The sequence below is a fragment of the Halorubrum rarum genome, assembly GCF_048380895.1.
GTDB lineage: Archaea > Halobacteriota > Halobacteria > Halobacteriales > Haloferacaceae > Halorubrum.
In genome coordinates this window covers 1-16,180 of the sequence record NZ_JBLWMN010000004.1, presented here as the reverse complement: position 1 = coordinate 16,180, position 16,180 = coordinate 1, and the positions used below count along the sequence as shown (strand labels likewise).

The window sequence follows — 16,180 nt, the reverse complement described above, 5'->3', positions numbered from 1 at the left end:
ACGGGCTTTGCGTTTTCGACCTCGCGCTCGACGGTGCCGACGTGTTCAGTCGCTCGTGACCACGAATCGGGAGGCGTCGCCGTCGACGGTCGGCGACGTGAGCAGCGAGACGCCGACGGTGAGTACCGCGGAGAGGACCATCAGTCCGAGCGCGTAGTCCCAGCCGAGGTAGCTCCGCGGGAGCGCCGGCACGAACACGAGCGCGAGGTAGAGAAGCTGCGGGACGACGACGCCGACGACCATCCCGTCGCGGGTCGTCCGGTCCCAGTACAGCGCGCAGATCACCGGGAGCGCGAGCAGCGCGAATCCCGAAAACGCGGTGTCGCCGACCTCGATCAGCGTTCCCGGCCGGAACAGGCTCGCGAGGAACGCGAGCGTCGCGAAGACGGCGACGCCGATCCGCGCGAGCCACGCCTCGCGCCGCGCGGAGGCGTCGGGGTTGACGAACGGGCGGTAGAGGTCGCGGGTGAAGTACGACGATCCCGACAGCAGCATCGAGTCGGACGACGACATCATCGCCGCCATCGCGCCCGCGATCACGAGCGCCGCGAACCACAGCGGCGTGTACTCGTTTAACACGACCGGGAGCACGTTCGCCCCCTCCGGTACGTCGATCGGCATGCCGACCGCCCACGAACCGATCATGAACGCGGGAACGAAGAGGAGCAGAACGAGCACGGGCCACAGCGTGAACGACCGCTTCAGGACCGTCTCGCTCTCGGCGACGAAGAAGCGCTGGTTGATCTGCGGGAACATCGTCACGCCGAACGCGATGGTGATCGCCGTCGAGATGATGAATCCGGGCGTGTACAGCCCGCCGCCGAAGCTCCCGAAGTCGGGACGCGCCGCCAGCATCGAACCGGTCGCCGCCTCGAGCCCGCCGACCGCCGACAGCACCCAGACCACAGCGATCCAGACGATCGAGAGCATGAACAGCCCCTGAACCGTGTCGGTCCACGCGACGCCGCGCATTCCTGCGAGCGCGACGTAGGCGATCATGAACGCGGTGATGAGCGCCGCGCCCCCCCAGTACGGGACCGCCCCCCCGGAGAGTCCGACGATCGCCTCTCCGGCACCCATCTGTTGGAGCATGACGTACGGGAACAGCCACATGAGGCTCACGCCGGCGACGAGCGCGCGGAGTCCGGGCGAGCCGAACCGATCGCCGAGCATCTCGCCGAGCGTCATGTACCCGTTTCGCTTCCCGATCAACCACTGTTTGTAGCCGATGACGTACCACAGTACCGCAAAGAGGACGCCGTCCAACGCTCCCATTACGATCAGCCACTCGGGACCCGCCTGATACGCGAGGTTCGGCCCGCCGAAGAAGGTGAACGCCGACAGCAACGTGGCGAACGTCGTGAACAACAACACGAGCGTGCCGATCGATCGGTTCGCGAGGTAGTAGTCCTCGGCGGTCGACTCGGCGACTCGATACGCGAGCAGCCCGATCGCCAGCGCGACGAGCAGGTAGGTGACGACGATGCCGAGTTGAACTGTGACGTCCCCGATCTGGAGCGGGATGGCTCCGAGCTGAGCGGGGGCGGTCATCGCGACTCGCCCCCGTTTCGATCGCGCTCCTGTCCCTCGCCCGCCGGTCCGCCCCTCGTCTCCGCCGTCGCCGTCGTCGGTGACCCCGTCGGGGCGTCCGGCCCGTCGGGATCGATCCCCATCCCGCGTTCCCACGCGCCGCTCGCGACGAACCCGTAAAAGAGGACGCTACACAGTCCGAGCCAGCCGATATGCCACCAAACCCACACCGGAAGTCCGGCGGCGACGGTGTCGACGCCCCACAACGGCCACGGTACTGCGAACGCGACGAGTATCACGAACACCGGTATCCACACCACGTCTCTCCCCGTGCGACTCATTACAACTAAAACATCTTACAGCGCTCTAAAATCTATCGGTAGTGAACGAACAGCATCTATGAAGAAAAAACATCTTCATAGCGTCGGGTCGGAGGAAGTGCGATAGGTATTTTGCTGGAAGTGCAGTACATAAACTCCGGGCGGCTCGCGTCGCCCAATCACCATTACAATCACTCATGAAAGACACGGAAAAATACCTGATCCACGCGACGATCGCCGCCGACGGCGTCGTGGAACGAAGCGACGTCGTCGGCGCGGTGTTCGGACAGACGGAAGGACTGCTCGGCGAGGAGCTCGACCTTCGGGACTTACAGGAGTCCTCGAAGGTCGGACGGATCGACGTCGCGGTCGAGTCCGAGAACGGGCAGTCGTTCGGCGAGGTGACCGTTGCCTCGAGTCTCGATAAAGTCGAGACGGCGATCCTCGGGGCGGCGCTCGAAACGATAGACCGGATCGGTCCATGTCACGCCTCCGTCGAGGTGACCGGTATCGAGGACGTCCGTGCGGCCAAGCGCCGCGAGGTCGTCGAGCGCGCGAAGGAGCTGATCGCTGACGGGTTCGAGGAGACCAACCTGGCGAGTACGGACGTGTTAGCGGAGGTCCGCGACGCCGCTCGCGTCGAGGGAATCGTCGACTACGAGGGACTTCCCGCGGGCCCACGCGTCGGCGATTCCGACGCCGTCATCGTCGTCGAGGGGCGTGCGGACGTGCTCACGCTGCTTGCGGGAGGAATCAAAAACGCGGTCGCCGTCGAGGGGACGAACGTCCCCGACGCGGTCGCCGAACTGACGCAGGACCGAACCGTCACCGCGTTCCTCGACGGCGACCGCGGCGGGGAGCTGATCCTTCGCGAGCTCGCGCAGGTCGGCGACGTCGATTACGTCGCGTTCGCCCCGCCCGGCGAGTCCGTCGAGGACCTCGATCGCGGTGCCGTCTTCGAGGCGCTGCGCGGGAAGGTCCCCTACGAGACGCTCTCCGGCGAATCGAACCTCCGCGAGGCCGTCGAGAACGTCGATCCGGCCGGTCGGCGGGGGCGAGTCGGAACCGATGGCTCGAGCTCGGCGAGCGACGACGCGGCGGGGGACCACGAAGAGGACACGGAGCCGCGCACCGAGCACACGGACGGGAGCGAGTCCGGCCACGAGGCCACCCTCGACGACGGTGCCGCTCGCGAGTCGAGTGGATCCCGTGACACCGACCCGACGGAAAACGGCGAGACGACGGCCACGTCGGTCCACGTCGGACGGGACGACTCCGACGCCGATGATACGGGGCGGGACGGTACGGTGCGGGAGGGCGAGGACGACTCGGAGCGGGAGAGTGAGGACGGCTCGGAGCGAGAGAGTGAGGGCGACTCGGAGTTAGAGGGTGAGGACGACTCGCTGGACGACGAGCCGCGCTCGCTCGAGGAGCACGTTCAGGAGGTTATAGACGCCGAAAGCGGTGTCGCACGCCTCCTCGACGACGGGCTCGGCGTGCTCTCGGAGGACGCCGTCGCCGACGCGTTCGACGCCGTCGCCGACGCATCGGAACCCCCCCACACCGTCGTCATGGACGGGGAGATAGACCAACGGCTCCTCGACGTGGCGGCACAACGTGGCGTGAACGAACTGTTCGGACGCCGCGTGGGCGAGTTCGTGAAGCGACCGATCGGGACGCGCGTCCGGACGGTCGGCGACCTTCGAGCCGAGGCCTGACGGTCCCGCGCCTCCGCCTCGGTTTCACCGCTCGATCCCACACCTTTCAAGCAGGTCGGGACCGCGATCCGTCTCATGAGCGGACGCGATGCGGACGACCGCCGACTGATCGATGGCGAGTGGGTGGGCTCGGTGCCGCCGGAGGCCGTCGTCGGAGCGCTTCTCACGGATCGTGGAGAGACGCTCGCGGTCGCCGAATCCCTCACCGGCGGACTGATCGGGTCCCGGATCACGGACGTCCCCGGATCGAGCGCCTACTTCGATCGCGGGTTCGTCACGTACGCGTACGACGCCAAGCGAAGCGAGCTGGGAGTCGACCGCGAGACGCTCGATGCACACGGTGCGGTCAGCGCGCCGGTCGCACGCCGGATGGCCGCGGGCGCACGGGACCGGGCGGACACGACCTGGGGCGTCTCCGCGACCGGGATCGCCGGTCCCGGCGGTGGCGACCGCGACAAGCCGGCGGGGCTCGTCTACGTCGGCGTCGCGTACGCCGCGCCGTGGGGGACCGGCGAGTCGTTCGTCAGAAGCGAGCGGGCGCTGATCGACGGCGATCGCGACGACGTGAAACACGGCAGCGTCGACCGAACGCTCGGGGAACTCGTCCGGTCGATCCGCGAGCGGGAGGACTGAGGGCGGCCGTCAGTCGAGATACGAGTGGCCGACGACCGCGACGAACAGCGCGGCGACGACGATCCACGCGAACGGCTCCGCCGCGAGCAAGACGAACGGACGGACGACCGACTCATCGAACCCGAACAGCGCTCCGGCCGCGATCGTTCCCGCGAGGACCGTCGCGGCGACGACCACGGCGATCCCGACGAACGGAACGTCGGACGCGTCCATGCCACCGGTCCGTGTGGCGACGTAATAAGCGGATCCTCGTCTCACCCGGTCGAAGGCGGTTGGTTCGCCGTCACGGTGTGGCGGCATGGCAACGACGCCATGAGTGGAGTGGCGAAATGAGGAGAGAAGAGCCAGGGCAGGGATTTGAACCCCGGAAGTCTCGATTACAAGTCGAGTGCATGAACCACCCATGCTCCCCTGGCGCGACCGGTCGTACTCGGTGCTCCTTTGAGTGATTGTCGCTTCCGACGCGATTTGAGTGATTGTCGCTTCCGACGTGACAGTCATCGGTCCGTCGGGACTCACTCGTCGTCGGTCGGCCCGTCGCCGTCCGTTCCGCCGGTATCGCCTCCGTCGTGGTCCGCATCGTCGATCTCGGCCTCGTCGATGCGTTTCCGCAACACCACGCGATGCGGTTCGTAGCCGTGGCTCCGGTAGAACGATCGGGCTCGGTCGTTCGCGGTCATGGCTTCCAACCCGACCTCCGTGGCACCCGCCGAGCGAAGCGCTCGCTCCGCGGCCGACAGCAGCGCCGACCCGATCCCGTCCCCGCGACGGTCCGGATCGACGTAGAGGTTGTCGACGACGCCACGCCTGCGGTCCCGGTCGAGTCCCCCGTGATCGAGCGAGAAACCGACGAACCCGACGATCCGGTCCGCGTCGTCGCGAGCAACGAACAGCTCGCCGGTCACGACGCCTCGAGCGACTGAGTCTCGAACGGTCTCCCGGTTTCCGTCCGACAGAAGGGTGGAGCCGTACTCGCGCTGGCTCGACGCCAGTTCGACCCACCGGTCGGTGACGGCCTCGATGTCGTCGGCCGTCGCCGGGGTGACGCGTACGTGGTCCGGGTCGGCCTTCGGTCCGCCACCCGGCGGGTGTGCCGGCGTCACACTTGTTGACAGTCGGAACACACCACCTGCCCGTTCGTGGTCGTCAGGCTCGGCGCGAGCGAGCCGCACACCTCACAGACGCCTTGAGTCGGCGAGCCCGACGCGTCGGTCATCTCCGCGGTCATCGCCCGGTCCCGCTCCCGGGTCATTCCGGCGTCGACCGCCGACTCCGCGTCGAGCTCGTGCTCGGGTTCCACTCCGGCGGTGACTGACACGTCCGGGTCACGGCTGCCGGCGTTCCGCGTCGCTCCGGCGGCGAGCGCATCGTGTTCGGTGACGACGCCGACCGCCTCGCCGTCCGCGACCACGACCACGCGACCCGCCCCCTCGGAAATGAGCTGCTCCTCGATGGCCGTGAGCGGCGCGTCGGGAGTGATCTGTGGAAGCGGGGGATCCATCACCGCACCGACGGTGATCTCGGCGGCGTCATCGTCGAGCACCGCAGCCAGGACGTCCCGCGATCCCAACCGACCGACCGGCTCACCGCCCCGCACGACGACGAGGCAGTCGGCCTCCTCGGCGACCATCAATCGGGCGGCGTCCGCCAGCGTGTCCGATTCACTCACCCCCAGAAACTCCCTGTGCATCACGTCGTTTGCCGTGGTATCTGTACGCATGCGTATCGGATCCACACGGAACGGGTAAAACCTGCCCCCGTCACCGTTATACTGTCTCACACCATAGGTACGAATTCGCGTCCGCAGAGAGCAAAAAGGGAGGGTTCAAACCGGCACCCGTCCGACATCCGTACATGAGTATACCCTCGTTCGTGATCGGGATCGCCGGGGGGACCGGGGCGGGAAAGACGACGGTGTCACGACTCGTCACCCGCAACGTCGACGACGCGGTCACCCGGATCCCGCTCGACAACTACTACGAGGACCTCTCGCACCTCGATTTCGAAGAGCGACAGGCGGTCAACTACGACCATCCCGACGCGTTCGAGTGGAGCCTCCTGGGTGAACAGCTCGAAGCGCTGCTCGAAGGGCAGTCCGTCCGGATGCCACAGTACGACTTCGATGTCCACAACCGGAGCGACGAGCGGGTCACCGTCGAGCCGACGGACGTGATCGTCTTGGAGGGGATCCTCGCGCTGTACGACGAGGAGATAAACGGAATGATGGACCTCCGACTGTACGTGGAAACGGACGCAGACGTTCGTATCCTCCGACGGATCCAGCGCGACGTCGTCGACCGCGGCCGAGACCTCGAGGGCGTCATCGACCAGTACCTCTCGACGGTCAAGCCGATGCACGAGCAGTTCATCGAGCCGACGAAGAAACACGCCGACCTCATCATTCCCGAGGGGGCAAACAGCGTGGCGGTGAATCTCTTAGAGGAGAAGGTGCAAGCGGAGGTCGACGGTGACGCGGTCGGAAGCTGGGAGCGGGGGAGTTTGGAGACGGAACTCGCCGCCGAGCGATCCCCGGAGCTCGGCGAGTAGTTGCCATGGCAGGGGGATCGACGCCTACGGCTCCAGCCGGTTCGGGTCGCGCGGGAACATGATCGCCTCCTTGATGTTGTCGAGATCGGCGACCTTCTGGACGAGCCGGTCGATCCCCAGCCCGTAGCCGCCGTGCGGCGGTGTCCCGAAGCTCAGCGCCTCAAGGTAGAACTCGAAGTTCGACTCTTCGACGCCTTCCTCCGCCATTATCTCGCGCATGACGTCGACGTCGTGTTGGCGCTGGCCGCCCGAGGAGAGCTCCTGTCCCTTATATATCAGGTCGAACTTCCGGGAGGCGATCTCGTCGCCCTCGACGTCCTGCATGTAGTAGAACTTCTCGTCGGGGTACCCGACGACGAAGAAGGCGGGGTGGCCCTGCTCCTCGAAGTGTTCGCCGAGCAGCTTCTCGCCTTTCGTGTCCAGATCCGTCGGGTCGTCCGGGAAGTGTCCGTACTCCGTTTCCAGGATGTCCAGCGCCTCGTCGAAGGTGATCCGCGGGAAGTCATCCTCGGGAACCGTCAGGTCGACGTTGAGGAGGTCGAGCTCGCGTTCGGCCTCTTCGGCGGCCGCACGCAGCGCGTAGCGGAGCGACTCCTCTTGGACGTCCATCACGTCGTGGTGGTCCTCGATGTAGGCTAACTCGACGTCGAACATCGCGATCTCGGAGACGTGACGGGAGGTCGCGAAGTCCTCCGCGCGGAACGCGGTCCCGTTCTCGTAGACGGCGTCGTAGCCGGCCGCCATCAGGATCTGCTTGTACAGCTGGGGGCTCTGCGAGAGGAACGCGTCCTGGTTGTAATAGAGGATGGGGAACAGCTCCGCGCCGCCCTCCGCGCCGCCCTTCGAGATGCGCGGGGTCTTGATGTCGACGAACCCCTCCTCGTCGAACCAGTCCTCCATCGCCGTCATCAGTTTCGAGCGCAGCGTGAACACCGCGATGACCGCCGGCTTCCGGAGGTCGAGCCCGCGGTTGTCCAGCCGCGTCGAGAGGTCGACGTCGACGTCCTTGGAGATCTCCAGCGGGAGCGGCGACTCCGCCTCGTCGAGCACCTCGTACTCGGTCGGAGCGAGCTCGACGCCACCGGGTGCCTGGTCGCTTTCGATCGGCTCGCCGACGATCCGGACGACGTCCTCCGCACCGACGTCCTGTACCGCCTCGAACAGCTCCGGTTCGCGCTCCTCTTTAAATACGACCTGGATGAGCCCCTCGCGGTCGCGCACGATGAGGAAGACGAGCCCGCCCAGGTCACGGATCTCGTGAACGTGGCCCGCGATGGCGACCTCGTCCGCGTCCGGTTCGACGTCCGACGTATGGATTCGCTCGATCATAGACGTGTGAGTTGTCTGCATCTGGCCGCGCGTCCGTCATAGGCCTGTCGTCTCGGCGTCGACGAGGGGCGTCCTCCGGCGGCTCGCCGGTCGTCGAGCGGGGTGCTGAGCCGAACTCGGTCCGCTACCCGGTGATGTCATGTCGAGTAGTCAGCAGAACGAGCGACGTCGCCTTCGATCGGTCCCGGCCGCTCCTCGGTGTTCTGGTTCCGATCGAAAACGGACAGTGGCCGGGGTGGGCTCCGAACCCACGATCTCCGCATGTCCCAGGTCCGAGGCTCGGCGGAGCCACGGAAAGGACGCGGACGCTTCCAAGGCGTCACCGCACCGAATCTCCGAACCCTATGAGTGCGGCGCTATGTCCAGCTAAGCCACCCGGCCTCATCGATACGTACCGCGATGATACTCTTTAAGCTTCTCATCCGGTACAACGATGTCAGGCCCTCGCACGGACGCCGATCGGAGTCGGACCCCGCGGATTTATGGCGGATCCGGGGAATACTCGCCGTATGAGCCTTCCCGAACTACTCGCGGGGGCGGTCGACGACGAGGACGTCGTCGCGAGGGTCTCGCTCGGCGGGGACGACGTGCTCGCCGTCACGCCGACGCGAACCCTCGTGTATCGTGCCGAGGGGCTGCTCTCGGACGAGACGGTCGAGGAGTACTCTCACGACGTCGAACGAGTCGACGTCTCCACGGGCCGACGAAAGGCGAAGCTCACGTTGGGGTACGGCCTCGACGGCGAGGAGACCATCTCTCTGCCGACGAAACGTCTCGACGACGCGTTGCATCCGGTTCTGGCCGGGATCCTCTCCGGCAGGAACGTGACACAGGCCGGCGAGTCCGTGCTCCGTACGTTCCGATTTTCGGAACTCACGCTGATCGTCACGAGCCACCGACTGGTCAAGCACATCGGGTCGGCCGTTTGGGACGAGGAGTTCGAGGAGTTCCCGTACGCCGATCTCACCGGCCTCGACTTCGAGGAGGGAACCGTCGCCACCGCAGTCGTTCTCACGCACGCCGGGCGCTCGGAGCGGTTCAAGGCCCCGAACGAGTCCGCTCGCGCGGTCAAGGAGACCCTCGCGGACGCGGTGTGTGAGTTCCACGACGTCGACAGCGTCGAGGAGTTCCGGCTGACCGTCGCGGAAGCCGCCGACGGCGACGACGAAGAGGCCGGGGGGCCGACCGACTTCGGTGACGGACCCGACCCGCTGTCGGCGTCGCCGGCCGCCGACGCGGAGACCGCGACGGAGACGGGGGACGGAGCGATCGACGGGGCCTCGCGGCAGGCTTCGGGAGACGCGTCGGAGCTCGCGGAGAGCACGACCGATGGAATGACCGTTGCCGAGGCCGCGACGGGGGATGCCGAACCGGCCGATCCGCTGGCCGGCGATCCCGGAGCCGAGTTCGGCGGCGAGCCGACCGACGGAAACGGAACGGAGACGGTCTCGGCGGCTCCCGACGCGGCCCGACCGGACGCCGGAACCGACCAACACATCGCGGGCGTCGAGACGACGTCGGAACCGGCGAACGACGACGGGACGCCCGCGGATCCCGGCGATGCGTTCGAGGGGTCGCCGTTCGAGAGCGCGGGCGTCGAGGACGACGACGTCGCGTCGGAGATCGCGGCGCTTCGGGACGCCGTCGAGCGACAGTCTGAGCGGCTGGACCGACAGACCGAGCTCATCGAGCGACTGATCGAGGAGCTCCGTCGCGGTCGATAAGCCGGCTCATCGACCGCCGATCACTCCCTTCCCGTTACCATCCGCACGCACGACGAGCCGAACGGACCGAGCTCGCCGGCCGGAAGCCGGACGAAGTGTCCGGTCGATATCGTCGAGCCGCAGCGCCGGCAGTCGAACTCACCCTCGCGCGTGACGACCTGCTCGTCGAAATCGACGTAGGTTCCGCCCCGTCGAACCCGGAGCCGGCCCTCCTCGCGATCGATGACGCCCCGCTTCTCGGCGGCGTCGAGGATCTCGCGGGCGAGCGACGGGCTCGTCGTCACGGTCTCGATCCGGTCCATCGCCTCCGGGAGCGAAAGCTCCCCACGTTCGAGGTGCGCCAACAGCGCCACCCCGAGCTCGCGTTTCTCCGACCGGCTCGTTGACCCCGTCACGGCCGGGAGAAGGCGGTCTGCCCCCTTAAACCACGGGGAGCGCGTTGTGGGGACGCGGGTGACGGGGTCGCCCCACAAGGCGTTTATCCGACGGGAACACACGACGACCGTGAATCGTCGGTACGTCACCCTCGGATCGCTTCTCGCCGTCGTCGTCGCCGCGGCGTGGTTGACCTCCCCGGCGGTCGGGCTCGCGACCGTGGAGTGGTTCGCTGCCGACCCGCTCCGATTCGGGATCGCGCTGGTGGTCCTCTCGGCCGTTCGTCCGTTCCTCGCGTGGCCGACGACGCTCGTCGCCGTCGCGGTCGGGTTCGGCTACGGCTGGGTCGGCGTCCCGTTCGGCGTCGTCCTGTTGACGCTGACCGCGCTCCCGCCGTACGCGCTCGCCCGGGCGGGGCGGGCGACTCCGGCCCCCGATGCGGGAGTCGGCGGTCGGCTCTCCGACGCCGGAGAGCGCTTCGTCGGCGTGGCGGGCGGAGCGCGAACGGTCGCGGCGGCGCGACTGCTCCCGATGCCGTCCGACGCGATCTCGATCGGTGCGGGCGTCGCCGCGGTCCGACTCCGTCCGTTTCTGCTCGGTACCGCAGTCGGGGAGTTGCCGTGGGTGATAGCGGGGGTCGCGGTCGGCGTCTCCGCGGATCGGCTCGCCAGCGGCGATCTCTCGTCGCTCGATCCGGCGCTGTTCGTCGGAATGGCCGGCGTCGCCGCGCTGCTGCTCGCCGGTCCGTTCTACCGTGCGTATAAGCGGGAGAGTTCTCCGGGGTCGGTTCGGACGTAGGGAACGCCGGGAGCGACTCGGCCGACGGAACGTCCGCAGTGACGCGTTCACTCCTCCCGACGACGTTTCATCCCCTGTCGGGTGAACTGCGGTTTCGTACGGATGCCGCGTTTCGTTCGGAACGACCGGTACAGCGCGACCGCGAGCGGTGCGGACAGCGCCAACACGACGAGCGCGAGCCGCCACTCGTCGGCGAAGGAGTAGAGGATCGTCGCGGAGAGGACGCCGACCGCGAGCAACACGGAGTACGCGATCCGCATCGCAAGCTTGTCCAGCACGTGCGTGTCGTCCTCGATGGTGACGTCGACGTGGAGGTTCCCGCGGTTGGCCCGGTCGAGGAAGTCGTTCGCCTTCGGCGGCACGGTGAACAGCGCCTCCGCGGTCCGCTGAGCCTGTCTGCCGGCGTCCGCCGCGAGGTCACGGGCGGTCTGCTCGTAGTATCCCTCCTCTTTGAGGTACTCCGTCGCGGTCGCGATGAAGTCGAACTCGGGGTCGAGCGTGACACAGACGCCCTCGACGACGGTGGCGACCCGTAAGACGAGCGCGAGGTTCCGCGGGAGTCGCAGCGGGAACTCGTAGATGGTCGACTCCACCTGCTCGATGATCTGGTTGACGCGGTACTGCTCGATGTCCTCGCCGCGGGCGTCCGCGATGGCGAGTTCCATCACGTCGCCCATCACCTCCCGGTCCGCCTCCGGGGAGAGCGTCCCCATCGCGATCAGCGTGTCGAGGATCGCGTCGATGTCCTGTCTGGCCACCGCGACGTAGAAGTCGACGATCCGCTCCTGGACGAACGGATCGACCCGGCCGGACATCCCGAAGTCGTAGAAGATCACCGCGCCGTCGTCGGCGACCGCGAGGTTGCCCGGGTGCGGGTCCGCGTGGAACACGCCGTCGTCGACGATCATCTGGAGGTACACCCGCTGGAGGATCCCCGCGATCTCGGTGCGGTCGTGCCCGGCCGCGTCGAGTTCGTCGATCCGACTGATCTTCGTTCCCGGGACGTACTCCATCGTCAGAACCCGCGGGCCCGACGCCGCCTCGTACGCCTTCGGGACACGAATCCGGTCGTTGTCCGCGACGTTCGCTTTGATCTCCTCGAGCATCTCCCGCTCGCGACGGTAGTCCATCTCCTCGCGGATCGTCTTCGCGAACTCGTCGGAGAGGTTCTCCAGCGAGAACGCGCGGCCGCCGCCGATGAAGCGCCGCACGATCGGGATCGACCAGCGGATCGCCCGGAGGTCCGCCTCGACCAGCGTCTCGATCCCCGGACGACGGATCTTCACGGCGACGTCGGCACCCTCGTACCGGGCGGTGTACACCTGTCCGAGGCTGGCCCCGCTTATCGGCTCGGTGTCGAAATCGTCGAACGTCTCGTCGAGCGGACCGAGCTCGTCCTCGAGGACCCGTTTCGACTCGTCCCACGGCGCGGGCGGAACGTCGTCCTGTAGCCCTTCGAGGACGTCGATGTACGCGGGCGGGAGGATGTCCGGTCGGGTCGACAGCAGCTGTCCGAGCTTGATGAACGTCGGTCCGAGCGTGAGCAGGATGTCGAGGAGGACGTCGGCCCGCTCGCGCTGCGTGGCCTCGTCGACCTCACGGCTCCCGCCGACCAGCAGGAAGCGCTTTCGGTCCCGCCAGTAGGCGACGATCAGCGGCGAGAACCGCCGGACGACGACCAAGAACCGCCAGTACGAACGGAGGTCGACCAGCGTCACCACCCGTCAGGCGTCGTCGTCATCGCCGCCCTCCGTGCCGCCGTCTCCCCCCGTATCGGTGCCGTTCGTACCCGTTCCGTCGCCGTTCGCATCGGCTTCGTCGTCCCCCTCGATGGGGATCGGCCGTGACTCCCCACCCTCCAGTTTTGGGAGCGTGACTTCGAGAACGCCGCGTTCCATCTCGGCGTCGGCTCCGTCGCCGTCGGCGTCGGACGGGAGCGGAAGCTCGGCGTCGAGAAACAGCGGGCGGTCCTCGCGAACGTATCGGAACCCGTCGGGCGTCGCCTTCTCTCGGCGCGCCTCGATGACGAGGCGGCCGTTCTCGGCGAGCACCTCCGTCGTCTCGGCGGTCGCTCCGGGGAGGTCGACGACGAGAACGTACGCGTCGTCGGATTCGAGCAGGTCCGCAAACACCGCGTCCGGGAGATCCCGGAGCGCGTCGCGCAGCGCTGACATACGAACGTGTTAGGCGTCCGCGGCGAAAAAGGTGTGGTACGCAGGGCAGGTCGGTGGGCATCCGTCGAGTCGCCGCGACTCAGTCGTCGCGGAACGAGTCGCCGAGATCGCCGAGGCGATCCCCGAGTTCCCGCCCCTCCGACTCGCCGGGGAGGATGTCCCCGAGCGCGGCCCCGAACGCGGCGGCGGCCCAGATCACCGAGACTCGGCCGAGCGCCTCCGCCGACGACGGGTCGCCCTCGTGAAGCCGCCCCCACAGGAACATCGTCGAGAACGCCACGGTGAACGAGATGATCAAGACCGCGACGAATCGATGCGGGACCACGCCGAAGATCGGGTTCTCGACGCGCACGTCCCGGAAGTCCGCGTGGTACAACAGTCCGAACGTCATCACCACGACGAACGTCACGTTGGCAACCAGAAACACGGGGACCGGGCCGACCGTCGTCGACACGAAGAACTCGGCGATGTCGAAGACGCCGTCCTCCACGAGCAACGGCAGGGAGAGGACGATTCCGCCGACGAACGACTCCGCGACGTCGCGTCCCGTGTACTTGCTGATCCGTTTCGTGAACGCTTCGCTGCCCGGCATCCGCTCGACGAGGGAGATCGTTTGGCGAACCTTCTCCCGCTCGCGGGGATGATCGACCGTTCGTTCGAGCGTGTCCAGTTTATCGAGCAGGTCGTCGATGTCGGGGTGTTCGGGATCGGTCGCGTCCCGAGCGCCGCCGCCCTCGATGCCACCGGATCGGTCCGTGCTCATACCTGCCCCGTCGAAAGGGACCACGTAAAAGGCGTCGGCACGGGCGGTGCGACGAGGGAGGGTCGGTGAGGGGTAGGCCTCCCCGATCCTACTCGAACGCCTGGCTGATGTCCTCGCCGCTCGACTCGCCGGGGAGGATGTCTCCGAGCGCCGCACCGAACGCGGCGACGACCCAGATAACCGTCACTCGACTCAACTGCTCCATCGTCGTCGGATCCCCCGAGTGGAGCCGTCCCCACAACAGGAGCATGAAAAACGCGGTGCACAGCGATACGACAAGCACGCCGACGTAGCGACGCGGAACGAACCCGAGGATCGGATTCGTGATCTCGATCTCACGGAAGTCGGCGTAATAGAGCAGGCCCGCGGTCATCCCGAGAACGAACGCGACGTTGGCCAGGAAAAACACCGGAACGCCCGCGACCGCGGTCGCCAGGAACCACTCGGCGATCTCGAAGACGCCGTCCTCCACGAGCAGCGGAAGCGAGAAGATCACCGCCCCGACGAACGACTCCGCGATATCACGCGTGGTGTACTTGCTGATACGCGTCGTAAACGCCTTGCTTCCCGGCATTCGTTCGACCAACGCGATCGTCTGTCTGACCTTCCGGCGCTCGGCGTCGTCGTCCACTGTCGCCTCCAGCGCGTCCAGCTTATCGAGCAGGTCGTCGATGTTCGGATTCTCCGGACTTCCGTTCGGCCCGCCGTTTCCGTTCGGCCCGTCGTTTCCGCTCGGCTTCGAGTTGTCGCCGGTCGGTACGTCGGGCGCGTCCCCCCGACCCCCGTCTCCGTGCTGTGACCCCGTCATGATACGTGTCTCGAACGTGTCTCGAAGCCGGTCGATAAAGGATGTGCTGCTCCCCGGCGTTCGATCGACGTCGTGGCAGTACGCCATGGACTGATAGGACCGTCAGAGGACCTCGATGGAGACCGTCAGAGGGCCTCGATGACGAGAATCCGAGCACGCCCGCACGAACTGTCGCGGTCGCATGAGTTATATACTGCCATGTGTTATCATGTATCACGAGGTGAGTAACGCCGTCATCGGAGACACGAAGCCAACGAAGCCGACGCGACGACGAGGTATCGATGGGGGCGTCCGAGGACGCCCCGACGAACCGTCCCGATTCGGACCGCTTGGACCGTCGACGACCCGACCATACGTCCACGCCCACTCGCCAGTCCCCTGCGGTACTCGCCGTGGGGTTCGCGCCGTTTTGCGGATGCCCTACTCCTCGAGTGTCCGCTGACTCCCGACCCGATCCAGAAACTCCGCGACCGCCGCGTTGAACGCGGCCGGCTGCTCGATCATCGCGAGGTGTGCGGCGTCCGCGACGACCACGCGGGTACAGTCGTCGATCCGATCGGCGAGGTAGTCGTGGTAGTGCGGCGGGGTCAGTTTGTCGTGCTCGCCGACGACCGCGAGCGTCGGAACCCCGATCTCCTCGACCCGGTCGCGAACGTCGAACCGGTGGCAGGTCCGGAAGTCCCGCTCCGTGACCGCCCGTCCGGTTTCCTGCATCGTCGCCTTTGACAGTTCGACGTACTCGGCGGCCGCGTCGTGAAACAGTCTGTCCTCGCCGTGGAGGAACTCCACGGCTCGCTCGAAGTCTCTCGCGAGCCAGTCCAACAGGTCACGTAACACGGCGAGTTTCGCCCCCGTCCCGGCGAGGACCAGCCCGTCGAGCGGAAGGTCGCGTTCGAGCGCGACCCACAACGCCACCGCGCCACCCAGCGAGTTTCCGCACAACACCGTCGCCTCCGTCGCCTCCGCGACGGCGACGACGTCGTCCGCGTACGCCTCCAGCGTCTCCACGCCCGGCTCCGCGTCGACGTCGTCGCTGTCGCCGTGTCCCGACAGATCGAGCGCGACGATCGGAGACCGGTCCGACAGGCGCGCCTGCGACTTCCAGACGGCCTTCGTGCCGCCGCTCCCGTGAACACAACAGACCGTGGGCCCGTCGCCACCGCGGTCGGAGCGCCGATACGCCGTCTCCCGTCCGTGATGCGTGACTCGATTCATATCGGTTGATTCGGCGTCGAACACATAAATCGTACCGCGCATGTGCGGTCCGGCACGCTCCGGATGAAAACGGACGGGGACGAGGACGGGGATGGGGACGGAGACGGGGACGGTGATGGTGACGAGGACGGTGATGGTGACGAGGACGGTGATGGTGACGAGGACGGTGATGGTGACGAGGACGGTGATGGTGACGAGGACGGTGATGGTGACGAGGACGGTGATGGTGACGAGGACGGTGATGGT

The 16,180-nt window shown here is 67.0% G+C and carries 18 protein-coding genes and 2 tRNA genes; 6 read left to right on the top strand and 14 right to left on the bottom strand.

The window, feature by feature from the left end:
• Nucleotides 1-45 precede the first annotated feature (45 nt).
• Both ACNSN7_RS03615 and ACNSN7_RS03610 read right to left on the bottom strand, forming a co-directional pair.
• Nucleotides 46-1,551, bottom strand: a complete 1,506-nt coding sequence (locus ACNSN7_RS03615; protein ID WP_418280733.1) for a sodium:solute symporter family protein — start codon at nucleotides 1,549-1,551, stop codon at nucleotides 46-48.
• Entirely contained in the window at nucleotides 1,548-1,871 is a 324-nt protein-coding gene (locus ACNSN7_RS03610; protein WP_418280732.1) for a hypothetical protein, read from the bottom strand. Before ACNSN7_RS03610 ends, ACNSN7_RS03615 begins: the two co-directional genes overlap by 4 nt.
• Before the next feature lie 176 nt (nucleotides 1,872-2,047).
• On the opposite strand from ACNSN7_RS03610, the gene dnaG reads away from it, so the two are divergent.
• A complete protein-coding gene (dnaG, locus tag ACNSN7_RS03605) occupies nucleotides 2,048-3,568 on the top strand; it encodes a DNA primase DnaG (RefSeq protein WP_418280731.1) in 1,521 nt (506 codons plus the stop codon).
• Between the two features lie 75 nt (nucleotides 3,569-3,643).
• Complete coding sequence (locus tag ACNSN7_RS03600; RefSeq protein ID WP_418280729.1) at nucleotides 3,644-4,201, top strand: CinA family protein; 558 nt, start codon at nucleotides 3,644-3,646, stop codon at nucleotides 4,199-4,201.
• 9 nt (nucleotides 4,202-4,210) lie between these two features.
• Here ACNSN7_RS03600 and ACNSN7_RS03595 read toward each other — a convergent pair whose 3' ends face one another.
• The 4 genes from ACNSN7_RS03595 to ACNSN7_RS03580 form a co-directional block, all read right to left on the bottom strand.
• Nucleotides 4,211-4,414 (bottom strand): hypothetical protein, encoded by a 204-nt coding sequence (locus tag ACNSN7_RS03595; RefSeq protein ID WP_418280728.1) that lies wholly within the window; start codon nucleotides 4,412-4,414, stop codon nucleotides 4,211-4,213.
• A 129-nt stretch (nucleotides 4,415-4,543) separates the two neighbouring features.
• Nucleotides 4,544-4,617, bottom strand: a tRNA-Thr gene (locus tag ACNSN7_RS03590).
• A 99-nt stretch (nucleotides 4,618-4,716) separates the two neighbouring features.
• The gene (locus tag ACNSN7_RS03585; RefSeq protein WP_418280726.1) at nucleotides 4,717-5,304 is read right to left on the bottom strand and encodes a GNAT family N-acetyltransferase; all 588 of its coding nucleotides are present in this window, start codon (nucleotides 5,302-5,304) and stop codon (nucleotides 4,717-4,719) included.
• A complete protein-coding gene (locus ACNSN7_RS03580; RefSeq protein ID WP_418280724.1) occupies nucleotides 5,301-5,921 on the bottom strand; it encodes a CBS domain-containing protein in 621 nt (206 codons plus the stop codon). Before ACNSN7_RS03580 ends, ACNSN7_RS03585 begins: the two co-directional genes overlap by 4 nt.
• A 134-nt stretch (nucleotides 5,922-6,055) precedes the next feature.
• Between ACNSN7_RS03580 and udk the strand changes: the two genes are divergently transcribed.
• Nucleotides 6,056-6,748, top strand: a complete 693-nt coding sequence (gene udk / locus ACNSN7_RS03575; RefSeq protein WP_418280722.1) for a uridine kinase — start codon at nucleotides 6,056-6,058, stop codon at nucleotides 6,746-6,748.
• Between the two features lie 24 nt (nucleotides 6,749-6,772).
• Here udk and aspS read toward each other — a convergent pair whose 3' ends face one another.
• Together aspS and ACNSN7_RS03565 are read right to left on the bottom strand one after the other, a co-directional pair.
• On the bottom strand, nucleotides 6,773-8,077 hold the full coding sequence (aspS, locus tag ACNSN7_RS03570; protein ID WP_418280721.1) for an aspartate--tRNA(Asn) ligase: 1,305 nt from the start codon (nucleotides 8,075-8,077) through the stop codon (nucleotides 6,773-6,775).
• Between the two features lie 227 nt (nucleotides 8,078-8,304).
• Nucleotides 8,305-8,458: transfer RNA gene (locus ACNSN7_RS03565), tRNA-Met, on the bottom strand.
• Between the two features lie 128 nt (nucleotides 8,459-8,586).
• Between ACNSN7_RS03565 and ACNSN7_RS03560 the strand changes: the two genes are divergently transcribed.
• Nucleotides 8,587-9,801 carry a DUF7115 domain-containing protein gene (locus ACNSN7_RS03560; protein WP_418280720.1) on the top strand — a complete coding sequence of 405 codons (1,215 nt, stop codon included), beginning with the start codon at nucleotides 8,587-8,589 and terminating at the stop codon, nucleotides 9,799-9,801.
• Nucleotides 9,802-9,821: 20 nt separating this feature from the next.
• Here ACNSN7_RS03560 and ACNSN7_RS03555 read toward each other — a convergent pair whose 3' ends face one another.
• Entirely contained in the window at nucleotides 9,822-10,196 is a 375-nt protein-coding gene (locus ACNSN7_RS03555; RefSeq protein WP_418280719.1) for a DUF5830 family protein, read from the bottom strand.
• A gap of 109 nt (nucleotides 10,197-10,305) precedes the next feature.
• Here ACNSN7_RS03555 and ACNSN7_RS03550 point away from each other — a divergent pair, with 109 nt between their 5' ends.
• Nucleotides 10,306-10,974, top strand: coding sequence for a TVP38/TMEM64 family protein (locus tag ACNSN7_RS03550; RefSeq protein WP_418280717.1), 669 nt, complete (start codon nucleotides 10,306-10,308; stop codon nucleotides 10,972-10,974).
• A 47-nt stretch (nucleotides 10,975-11,021) separates the two neighbouring features.
• Here the strand turns inward: ACNSN7_RS03550 and ACNSN7_RS03545 are convergent, their stop codons facing one another.
• From ACNSN7_RS03545 to ACNSN7_RS03525, 5 genes are all read right to left on the bottom strand, one after another.
• Nucleotides 11,022-12,695, bottom strand: a complete 1,674-nt coding sequence (locus tag ACNSN7_RS03545; RefSeq protein WP_418280716.1) for an ABC1 kinase family protein — start codon at nucleotides 12,693-12,695, stop codon at nucleotides 11,022-11,024.
• 3 nt (nucleotides 12,696-12,698) lie between these two features.
• Nucleotides 12,699-13,148, bottom strand: a complete 450-nt coding sequence (locus ACNSN7_RS03540; protein WP_418280715.1) for an Hsp20/alpha crystallin family protein — start codon at nucleotides 13,146-13,148, stop codon at nucleotides 12,699-12,701.
• Nucleotides 13,149-13,227: 79 nt separating this feature from the next.
• Nucleotides 13,228-13,911: a DUF2391 family protein gene (locus ACNSN7_RS03535; RefSeq protein ID WP_418280714.1), complete on the bottom strand. Its 684-nt coding sequence runs from the start codon at nucleotides 13,909-13,911 to the stop codon at nucleotides 13,228-13,230.
• A gap of 88 nt (nucleotides 13,912-13,999) precedes the next feature.
• Entirely contained in the window at nucleotides 14,000-14,719 is a 720-nt protein-coding gene (locus ACNSN7_RS03530) for a DUF2391 family protein (protein ID WP_418280712.1), read from the bottom strand.
• 420 nt (nucleotides 14,720-15,139) lie between these two features.
• Nucleotides 15,140-15,934, bottom strand: coding sequence for an alpha/beta fold hydrolase (locus tag ACNSN7_RS03525; protein WP_418280710.1), 795 nt, complete (start codon nucleotides 15,932-15,934; stop codon nucleotides 15,140-15,142).
• Nucleotides 15,935-15,997: 63 nt separating this feature from the next.
• Here ACNSN7_RS03525 and ACNSN7_RS03520 point away from each other — a divergent pair.
• A partial coding sequence (locus ACNSN7_RS03520; protein ID WP_418280708.1) for a hypothetical protein occupies nucleotides 15,998-16,180 on the top strand: 183 nt, incomplete at its 3' end.

What these genes read in the sequence shown, in the direction of transcription:
- udk (WP_418280722.1), top strand. Translation starts at nt 6,056, where the DNA reads ATGAGTATACCCTCGTTCGTGATCGGGATCGCCGGGGGGACCGGGGCG.
- ACNSN7_RS03580 (WP_418280724.1), bottom strand. Translation starts at nt 5,921, where the DNA reads ATGCGTACAGATACCACGGCAAACGACGTGATGCACAGGGAGTTTCTG.
- aspS (WP_418280721.1), bottom strand. Translation starts at nt 8,077, where the DNA reads ATGATCGAGCGAATCCATACGTCGGACGTCGAACCGGACGCGGACGAG.
- ACNSN7_RS03600 (WP_418280729.1), top strand. Translation starts at nt 3,644, where the DNA reads ATGAGCGGACGCGATGCGGACGACCGCCGACTGATCGATGGCGAGTGG.
- ACNSN7_RS03530 (WP_418280712.1), bottom strand. Translation starts at nt 14,719, where the DNA reads ATGACGGGGTCACAGCACGGAGACGGGGGTCGGGGGGACGCGCCCGAC.
- ACNSN7_RS03560 (WP_418280720.1), top strand. Translation starts at nt 8,587, where the DNA reads ATGAGCCTTCCCGAACTACTCGCGGGGGCGGTCGACGACGAGGACGTC.
- ACNSN7_RS03540 (WP_418280715.1), bottom strand. Translation starts at nt 13,148, where the DNA reads ATGTCAGCGCTGCGCGACGCGCTCCGGGATCTCCCGGACGCGGTGTTT.
- ACNSN7_RS03595 (WP_418280728.1), bottom strand. Translation starts at nt 4,414, where the DNA reads ATGGACGCGTCCGACGTTCCGTTCGTCGGGATCGCCGTGGTCGTCGCC.
- ACNSN7_RS03535 (WP_418280714.1), bottom strand. Translation starts at nt 13,911, where the DNA reads ATGAGCACGGACCGATCCGGTGGCATCGAGGGCGGCGGCGCTCGGGAC.
- ACNSN7_RS03525 (WP_418280710.1), bottom strand. Translation starts at nt 15,934, where the DNA reads ATGAATCGAGTCACGCATCACGGACGGGAGACGGCGTATCGGCGCTCC.
- ACNSN7_RS03610 (WP_418280732.1), bottom strand. Translation starts at nt 1,871, where the DNA reads ATGAGTCGCACGGGGAGAGACGTGGTGTGGATACCGGTGTTCGTGATA.
- ACNSN7_RS03615 (WP_418280733.1), bottom strand. Translation starts at nt 1,551, where the DNA reads ATGACCGCCCCCGCTCAGCTCGGAGCCATCCCGCTCCAGATCGGGGAC.
- dnaG (WP_418280731.1), top strand. Translation starts at nt 2,048, where the DNA reads ATGAAAGACACGGAAAAATACCTGATCCACGCGACGATCGCCGCCGAC.